A 9,025-nucleotide genomic window follows, 5' to 3' on the forward strand; every position below is an offset into this window, starting at 1 on the left:
GCATGGGCCGACGCCGGGGCACCCCAGGTCGACCCCGACCGGCTCGCCGCCGTGATCGGCTCCGGGATCGGCGGGGTACTAACCCTGCTCAACCAGTACGACGTGCTGCGCGAGCGCGGCCCCCGCCGGGTCTCCCCGCACGTGGTACCGATGCTCATGCCCAACGGCCCGGCCGCGACCGTGGGCCTGGCCTTCACGGCCCGGGCCGGGGTCCACGCCCCGGTCAGCGCCTGCGCCTCCGGAGCCGAGGCCATCGGCTACGCCCTGGACATGATCCGGGCCGGGCGGGCCGACGTCGCGATCACCGGCGGATCGGAGGCGGCGATCCACCCGCTGCCGATCGCCGGGTTCGCCCAGATGCAGGCCCTGTCCCGGCGCAACGATGCCCCGCAGGCGGCGTCCCGGCCGTTCGACAAGGGACGTGACGGGTTCATCCTCGGGGAGGGTGCCGGAGTCCTCGTCCTGGAAACCGCCGAACACGCCCGGGCCCGCGGCGCCCGGGTGTACGCCACCCTGGCCGGTGCCGGGACCAGCGCGGACGCCTACCACGTGACCGCCCCCGAACCCAGCGGTGCCGGCGCGGCCCGCGCCGTGCGCGCGGCGTTGCAGTCGGGCGGGCTGACCGCGGCCGATCTCGTGCATATCAACGCCCACGGCACCTCCACGCCCATCGGGGACGTCGCCGAGGCCCGTGCGCTGCGGGCCGCGCTCGGGAACGCCCTGGACAGCGTGGCCGTGACCTCCACCAAGTCCATGACCGGGCACCTGCTGGGTGCGGCCGGGGCGGTCGAGGCGGTGATATCCGTCCTCGCATTGCGGGACCGGATCGTGCCGGCCACCCGTAACCTCGACGCCCTCGACGACGACATCGACCTCGACGTGGTCTCCATCGACAACCGTTCCATTCCCGCCGGCGCGGCCCTGTCGAACTCGTTCGGTTTCGGCGGGCACGACGTCTGTCTCGCCTTCACCCCCTGAAACCCGCTTCCACCCTCTGAAAACAGTAAATCCCCCGCCGCTCCTCGAGCCCGACATTCGAAATATCGGCGAATTCATTTCCAGCCAGATATTCACGGCGAACACCCGGCACTGACTGTCGGGCCCGGTCGGTGCCCGGCCGGCGTCCGGGTGTTCTCGTGTTCCACAACCAGCGGATCATCCGGCCCGACCGCTGCATGACGACGCAATCACGGGGAATTACGGGCAATTATGACGGGAAACCCGTGAGGACCCATCCGATCACAAACAGGAATAATGATCCGGTGGGCCCACCGATCGCAACGCGGCCCGCGGGCAGTCGCCTGCTTTCGTCATCGACCCCAGGGATCCCAAGGAGATAAACGGTGAGTCTCTCCACGCTCGAACGCGCTGACCCGCGTGCTCCGTCGGCCCGGCTGGCCCAGTTCTTCGATCCTGGCACCTTCGAGCCCTTCGCCGCGGCGGACACCTCCGGCGTGCTGGCGGGAGCGGGCGCCGTCGAGGGCAACCCGGTGGTGGCCTTCGCCACCGACGCGGCCATCCAGGGCGGGGCGCTGGGACGCGATGGCTGCACCCGGATCGTCGACGCCATCGAGACGGCGGCACGCCTGCGCCGCCCGGTGGTCGGGATCTGGCATTCCGGTGGGGCCCGGCTACGGGAGGGGGCGGCATCCCTCGACGGAGTCGGCCGGGTGTTCGCAGCCACGGTCCGCGCCTCCGGACGGATCCCCCAGCTCTCCCTCGTGCTGGGCGCCGCCGCGGGAGGTGCCGCCTACGGCCCCGCGCTGACCGACATCGTCGTGATGGGTCCGGACGCCAAGGTCTTCGTCACCGGCCCCGACGTCGTACGGACGGTGACCGGCGAGGACTGCACCGCCGACAGCCTGGGCGGACCCGACGTGCACGCGCGCCGCAGCGGAGTCGTCGACATCACCTGTGACTCCGACGAAGCCGCCGTAGCCCGGACCCGCCAGCTGTGCGTGCTGCTGGGCGACCAGGGCAGCATCGGAGCGGTCCAGGCGCGCGACCTCGGTGACCTGCTACCGGAGTCGCCACGCCGTGCCTACGACGTACGCCCGCTGGTGGCAGGCGTGCTCGACGACGATGTGGTCGAACTCCACCCCAAGTGGGCACCGAACATCGTCACCGCTCTGGGGCGCCTCGGCGGACGGACGGTGGGAGTGGTCGCCAACAATCCGCTGCGCCGCGGCGGCTGCCTGGATGCCACGTCCGCGGAGAAGGCGTCACGCTTCGTCCGGATGTGCGACTCGTTCGGCGTGCCGCTGGTCGTCCTGGTCGACGTTCCCGGCTACCTTCCCGGTGTCGGCCAGGAGTGGGAAGGCGTGGTCAGACGCGGCGCGAAGCTGCTGTACGCGTTCGCCGAATGCACCGTGCCCCGCGTCACCGTCGTCACCCGCAAGGCCTACGGTGGCGCCTACGTCGCCATGAACTCGCGCGGCCTGGGCGCGACGGCCGTGTTCGCCTGGCCGACCGCGGTGGTCGCGGTCATGGGAGCCGAAGCCGCCGTCGGGATCCTCCACCGGCGCGAGCTGGCCGAGGTCCCGACGCAGCGCCGTTCGGCCGTGGTTGCCGATCTTGCCGCCGAACACGTGCGCACGGTCGGTGGGATCGACCGCGCGGTGGAACTGGGCGTGGTGGACGCCGTGGTCACACCGGCAGCCACCAGGGCCGCGATCGCCGACGCCCTGGCCGGCGCCGCTCCGGGCAAGGCGAACCACGGCAACATTCCCCTGTAATGATCAGAAGACCTGGATAGTCACTCCGGCACCCGTTGTTCCGGCCCCTCCGCCGGAACAACGGGCGGAGCTTCCAGCGCCTCCCGTACGACGTCCGTGACCTGTTCGGTCTCCAGCAGGAACGCGTCATGCCCGTACAGCGATCGGATCACCGCGAGGCCGCCGGCCAGAGCAGGCACCCGTACCGCATCGGCTATCTCGCGCTGGAGGTAGAGCGGGTAGAGCCGGTCGGAGTCGACACCGGCCACCGCCATCGGAACCGGGCAGGCCGACAGCGCCGCGGCCACCCCACCCCTGCCGCGGCCGACGTTCTGGGTCATCATCGCCTGAGTCAGGGTCACGTAGGTGCCCGCGTCGAACCGGCGGACGAGCTTGTCCGCATGGTGCTCGACGTAGGACTGGGCCGCGAAACGGCCGTCGAGCTGCAACCGGTTACCGAAACGGCCGGCAAGCTCCCGCTCACTGCGATAGCTGACCTGCGCCATCCTGCGGGCAAGACCCATCCCGGCATGGGGGCCGGCACCCACGGGCCGGTGATGGTAGTCCCCGCCGCACCAGCCGGGATCGGAGGTGATTGCCGCGATCTGGGTGGAGTACAGGGCGATCTGTTCGGCGGTCGCGGCCACCCCGCATGCGACGACCACCGCCCGGGCGACGCGGTCGGGATACCGCAGCGCCCATTCCAGGGCGCGCATCCCGCCCATCGACCCGCCGATCACACCGGCAAAGCGCTGGATCCCGAGCTGGTCGGCCAGCAGTGCCTCCACCAGCACCTGGTCACCGATGGTGATCTCCGGCCACCGGCTCCCCCAGGGCCGGCCGTCCGCGGCGGTCGAGGACGGGCCGGTCGTTCCCTGGCATCCGCCCAGGACGTTCGGGCACACGACGAAGTAGCGTTCGGTGTCGATCGGCCGGCCCGGGCCGATCATCGCGTCCCACCATCCGCGGCCGGAATGCCCCGGCCCGGCCGGACCGGCGGCGTGGCTGTCACCGGTCAGCGCGTGCAGCACCAGCAAGGCGTTGGACGCCGCCGGGTCGAGCCGTCCCCACGTCTCGTAGGCGACCGTGACAGCGGGTAGCGATGCTCCGTTCTCCAGCGCGACCGGACCGGGAAGGCCGACGAACCGACGCCGCCCGACCGGGTCGAGTCCGCCCCGCCACGCACCGGAGACGGGCGGCAGAAGATCATCTACCGCCCCGTCCGGACAGCTGTCATCCCTTGGCGGCACGGAAGCCGGCGTCGAGGTCTGCGAGGATGTCGTCGATGCCCTCGATCCCGACGGACAGCCGGACCAGGTCGGGAGTCACCCCGGTGGTCACCTGTTCGGACTCGGTGAGCTGCGAGTGTGTCGTGGTGGCCGGATGGATGATCAACGAACGTACGTCACCGACGTTCGCGAGATGGCTGAACAGCTCCACGCCCTCGACGAACCTCCGGCCCGCCTCAAGGCCGCCGACGATCCCGAACGACAGGATCGCGCCGGCGCCGTTCGGCAGCACCTGCCGGGCCCGGTCATACCATTTCGACGACTGCAGCCCCGGATAGTTGACCCAGCTCACCTCGTCCCGCGCCTGGAGCCACTCGGCCACCCGCTGGGCGTTGGAGGTGTGCCGCTCGATCCGCAGGGACAGCGTCTCCAAACCCTGGAGCAGGAGGAACGCGTTGAAGGGCGAGAGCGCCGCGCCGATGTCGCGCAGCAGCTGGACGCGGGCCTTGGCGATGTAGGAACCATGGCCGAGGGCATCCCAGTAGACCAGCCCGTGATAGCTCGGGTCGGGCGTGGTGAAGTTCGCGAACCGGCCCGACGCGCCGAAGTCGAAACGCCCACCGTCGACGATCACACCGCCGATCGTGGTGCCGTGGCCGCCGATGAACTTCGTCGCCGAGTGCACGACGATGTCGGCGCCGTACTCGATCGGCCGGTAGAGGTAGGGCGTGGCCAGGGTGTTGTCGACGACGAGCGGGATACCGGCGGCGTGTGCGACCTCGGCGATCCCGGCGGTGTCGAGAACGTCCCCCTTGGGATTACCGATCGTCTCGCCGTAGAACGCCCTGGTGTTCGGGGCGATCGCGGCACGCCAGGCGTCCAGGTCGTCCGGGTCCTCGATGAAGCTGACCTGGATGCCCAGCTTGGGCAGCGTGTAGTGGAACAGGTTGTAGGTGCCGCCGTACAGGCTCGCCGAGGTCACTATGTGATCGCCGGCCTCGGCCAGGTTCAGGATCGCCAGCGTCTCGGCCGCCTGGCCGGAGGACACCGCGAGCGCTCCCACGCCCCCTTCGAGCGCGCTGATCCGCTGCTCGAAGACGTCCTGCGTGGGGTTCATGATCCGGGTGTAGATGTTGCCGGGCTCACCGAGGGCGAACAGCGCGGCGGCGTGGTCGGTGTCCCGGAAGACGTAGCTCGTCGTCTGGTAGATCGGGACCGCACGCGCCCCGGTCGTCGGGTCCGGCTGGGCACCGGCGTGGATCTGGCGGGTCTCGAACGACCAGCTTTCTACTGACATGGAACTTGATCCTCCCCGGAGATGGACGGCTGCGCCGGACAGGCCGCGTTAGCACTCACACCGGGACAGACGCGACCGCCGGGTCACGGCCGCATGGACTTCGAACATCACCAACGGCCGTCAGAGGGGACAACAGCCCTCGTCCACGAACAGGCACGCCGGACACCCCCGCATGTCGCACGACATGTTCGGCCAGGAGTGCACGATTTCGCAATCTAGCACCCGAAAGCAGACCTCGTCCCCGGGAATCCTCCCACCAGCCGGCCTTCCCTGGTTGGATTCCCGCTCGCTCCTACAGCTCGGCCGAGGCCGTGGAAACCGGTGGAGTCTCGGCAGCCGGTGCGGCTGCCGCCTTGCTACTGAGATCCGGAAGCCGCAGCTGCTCGATGCGCTGTCCGCGATGCGCCTGGACGGCGCTGGAGTGGTACTCCTCGGCGAGAGCGAGGAAATCCGGCTCGTGGTAACGACGGCCGTCCAGCGTGGGGCCGAGCGTGCCTTCCATGATTGCTTCCACGTCCTCACCGGTGATTGTCTTGTTTGTCTCCAGCGCGTGGGTGACCGCAAAGATCTCCCTGCGGTTGTCCGTCAGGATCGCTTCGGTGCGCACGTAGAGCTCCTGGAGCTTGGCCTCCACCTCCTCGACGAACGTGCCGCCGAGGTAGCCCGGGCTGCTGCCCGAGTAAGCCGGGTTGCTGCCCAGGCCCGAGGCCAGCGCGGGGCGCGACGTGAGCATGGTGCCCATGGCGTGCCGCCCGATGCTGCGAGCGACCAGCTCCGTGGCGGCGTGCAGGTCCCCACCGACGCCCTGGGTGTGGTCACCTTCGAAGAACATCCGCTCGCCCACGATGGACGCGAGGAAGGTCATCACGTCGATCTCGACCTCGGAGCGCCAGTCGACGAACCTGTCCTCCAGCGGTACCGGAGCCACGAAGCCGCCGGTGTCCCCCCGGCGCTCGATGGTCGCCATGTCGATCACCATGTGCTTCTGCAGCCGGTACATGACCACCGCGTGGCAGGCCTCGTGCAGGGCGATGCTGTGGCGTTCCCGCTCGACGTACTCGTGGTCGTCGGGCAGGCCATGTTCTTTGATCGCTTTGGCCTTCAGCAGGTCCTTCCAGGTGACGACCTCCCGGTCCGCCTTGATCGCCTGGATGAGCGCCTCGTTGACCATGTCCTTGATGCTCGCGCCCGTGGCGTACGGGCTCATCACCGCAAGCCGCTCCACCTGCTCGGACGCCACATCGTGGCGGACCTTGCTCAGGTAGCCCTGGAAGGTCCGTATCCGGCCCTCCTTGCTGGGGTAGCCGACCTTGTAGATGCGGTCGATGCGGCCGGGCCGCAGCAACGCCTCGTCCAGGGACTGCGGCATGTTGGTCGCCATCATGATCATGATGCGGTACTTCGGCGGTGGCTTCGGTCGCATGCCCAGGGCACGCCGGACGATCCGGTTGAGGAAACCGCGTGGCTTCTTCAGACCCGATATCTCGGTCAGCAGCGCCTGCAGCGTCCCGTCAAAACTCGCCTGACCACCACCGCCGCCACCGGGAACCACGAACTGGGCTTCGGCGAACTGCCGGCGCGTGGGGTGGCTGGCGTAGGCCATCCCGTTGCACGCGTGTGCCGGGTCGACCGGCCCGAAGAGATGGCCGCCGGCACGGCTCGACGGGGCCGCCCGCCCGAAATCACCACCGGCGAGCTGACCGCGGTTACCCAAAGTGTCGGCCTCGTCGAAGAACACGATCACACCGCCGTAGCGGAGAGCCAGCTTGCGCAGCTTGCGGAACAGGCTCTTCACCTTCATCACGCCGACACCGAAGAACATCGCCCGGAACGCACCGGGGTCGACGAAGACGTAGGGCTTGCCCGTCTCGCCGGCGACCGCCTCCGCGATCAGGGTCTTGCCGGTGCCGGGCGGGCCCCACAGCAGGATGCCTCCGGGCACATAGCCGCCACGGCTTTCGATCTCCTCGGGCTTCTCCAGATGGAAGACCGCCTCCTTGACCCGGGACAGGACGTGGTCCTGGCCCCAGACGTCGGTGAACCGGGTCTTGATGTCCTCGGGGAAGTAGACGTCCACGCCGCCGCGGGAGAGAAACCAGAAGATCACTACGAACTGGCCGACCGCGAGCAGCATGAGCAGGAGGATCTGGAGCACGAACGGGACCGCGGCCCAGATGTCGCCGGGGATGGCCACGACAGCGTTGAAGACGGAGTCGTCGCGGATCCGGGCGTAGACGAAGGCGAAGATCGCGAGAGTCGCCACCCATTTCAGGGCCCGGCTCATGCGGTAGCGGTTCCAGTCGTTGAGCCGGAGCAGGCGACGCTCGAAGCGGCCGAAGACCCGATCGGTCCAGAAGACGTAGTAGGCCGAGAAGCGCTCGCCGATGAACATGTGCACCTGGCGGATGACTTCGACCGCGATCAGCGCGAGCAGCCACCAGCTCGTCGACGCCTGTTCGCGCACGGCGTCGGACCAGCCCATGATCGGGTTGTTCGACATGGCCGCGGCCACCACGAACCCGAACAGCGCCGCGAGCAGGACGAGGAATTTCACCCTGTCCCACAGGACCAGCGGCCTGCGCACCGGCCTGGACGACTGCGACGGCGGAGGATCGACGGGGCCGATCGTGAACGGTTGCACGGGCGGCTGCGCGGACGAGGTCTGATTCATGATCTTCAATCTCAGGTGATCGGCTTGATCGTGAACGATGTCTGAACCTGGTGGATCTGCGCACCATGCTGGTCGTAACACCAGGAGGAGCAGGCGAACACGAGCTGGTAGAGCATCGTCTGATCCTGGTCGAAAAGACTGGTCTGGTCGATGGTGACCAGGCCTGTGTCCACCCGAAGCTGGTAGACCAAGTGAACGCCGTGGACGCCGCCTTCCTTGTGGACGCTCTCATCGGTCAGCAGCAGGAAGTGCGGCGACAGCCGGGCTCCCTCGGGATCCTGCCGGACCTGCTCGGCCTGCTCCTGCTCAGCGTCCTCGATGGAGACGAGCAGGTTGCGCAGGTCGTTGGTGGACAACGTGGCCGCCTCCTCCGGCAGAAGCTGGCGGACCTGCACGAATCCCTTCGGCTCGGGCGCGTCCGGGAGCAGGAGGTTCTTGTCGTCGAACTTCGCCGCCGCGTCGATCCCCACCACCCACTCACGGGAGGCCAACAGCCGGGCAGCCTCGGGACTGACGTTGCGGGCGTCTATCCCGACGAAGGCGGGCCCGAGCATGGGGTGCTGCTGCCAGGCACTCGGGATCTTGAGAAACGTCCCGGCATCCTTGTTCGTTACATATTCGTAACGAGCGGAGCCGCACCCGACAAGAAGAACGACAGCCGCCAGGAGCGCGGGCACAGCAGGCATGACGCGTCCCCGCAGCGTACGACTTCCCCTGCCCACGGCCGACCTCCAGAATGTAGTGAGGCTGAGCCTATGGTGCAGCACAGCGCCCCGGCATGGCACCTTGTCCGAGAAAGCAGTGCATACGCAATAGCGCCGACACCGGCTACGGTATCGAATCCGATAGATGATCCGACGAGGCCGGACGAACGTGATTCACGCCTTCGGCGCGTCCGCCGACAACCCGATCGGACGTGTTTTAGTGAGGCAACATGCTTGATGGTCGTTTTGTACTTGTACGGACCGCCGCCATCGACGATCGATATCACCCAAGGTAGTATGATGAACGCCCATCGTAGTAATAGTCGACAAGGACACGCCCGACAGCCCGAACCAGTCACAGCTCGGCGACCCGCCAGACTTGGACCTTGCCCCCCCTTGACCCCCTGACC

The 9,025-nt window shown here is 68.3% G+C and carries 6 protein-coding genes; 2 read left to right on the plus strand and 4 right to left on the minus strand.

What is annotated here, in order from left to right; translation table 11 throughout:
- Both CV1CTNOD_RS18715 and CV1CTNOD_RS18720 read left to right on the plus strand, forming a co-directional pair.
- The coding region (locus tag CV1CTNOD_RS18715) for a beta-ketoacyl-ACP synthase II (RefSeq protein ID WP_131787318.1) at window positions 1–978 on the plus strand (978 nt) is incomplete at its 5' end.
- Window positions 979–1,343: 365 nt separating this feature from the next.
- On the plus strand, window positions 1,344–2,735 hold the full coding sequence (locus tag CV1CTNOD_RS18720) for an acyl-CoA carboxylase subunit beta (protein ID WP_131787319.1): 1,392 nt from the start codon (window positions 1,344–1,346) through the stop codon (window positions 2,733–2,735).
- Window positions 2,736–2,755: 20 nt separating this feature from the next.
- On the opposite strand, the gene metX is transcribed toward CV1CTNOD_RS18720, so the two are convergent.
- From metX to CV1CTNOD_RS18740, 4 genes are all read right to left on the minus strand, one after another.
- A complete protein-coding gene (gene metX, locus CV1CTNOD_RS18725) occupies window positions 2,756–3,964 on the minus strand; it encodes a homoserine O-acetyltransferase MetX (protein ID WP_131787320.1) in 1,209 nt (402 codons plus the stop codon).
- Window positions 3,948–5,240, minus strand: a complete 1,293-nt coding sequence (locus tag CV1CTNOD_RS18730) for a bifunctional o-acetylhomoserine/o-acetylserine sulfhydrylase (RefSeq protein ID WP_131787321.1) — start codon at window positions 5,238–5,240, stop codon at window positions 3,948–3,950. Before CV1CTNOD_RS18730 ends, metX begins: the two co-directional genes overlap by 17 nt.
- Window positions 5,241–5,532: 292 nt before the next feature.
- Complete coding sequence (locus CV1CTNOD_RS18735; protein ID WP_131787322.1) at window positions 5,533–7,911, minus strand: AAA family ATPase; 2,379 nt, start codon at window positions 7,909–7,911, stop codon at window positions 5,533–5,535.
- An 11-nt stretch (window positions 7,912–7,922) separates the two neighbouring features.
- Window positions 7,923–8,597, minus strand: coding sequence for a hypothetical protein (locus tag CV1CTNOD_RS18740; RefSeq protein ID WP_165485620.1), 675 nt, complete (start codon window positions 8,595–8,597; stop codon window positions 7,923–7,925).
- Window positions 8,598–9,025: the final 428 nt, after the last annotated feature.

Origin of the sequence: Protofrankia symbiont of Coriaria ruscifolia, from assembly GCF_900634745.1 — a bacterium.
Lineage (GTDB): Bacteria > Actinomycetota > Actinomycetes > Frankiales > Frankiaceae > Protofrankia > Protofrankia californiensis.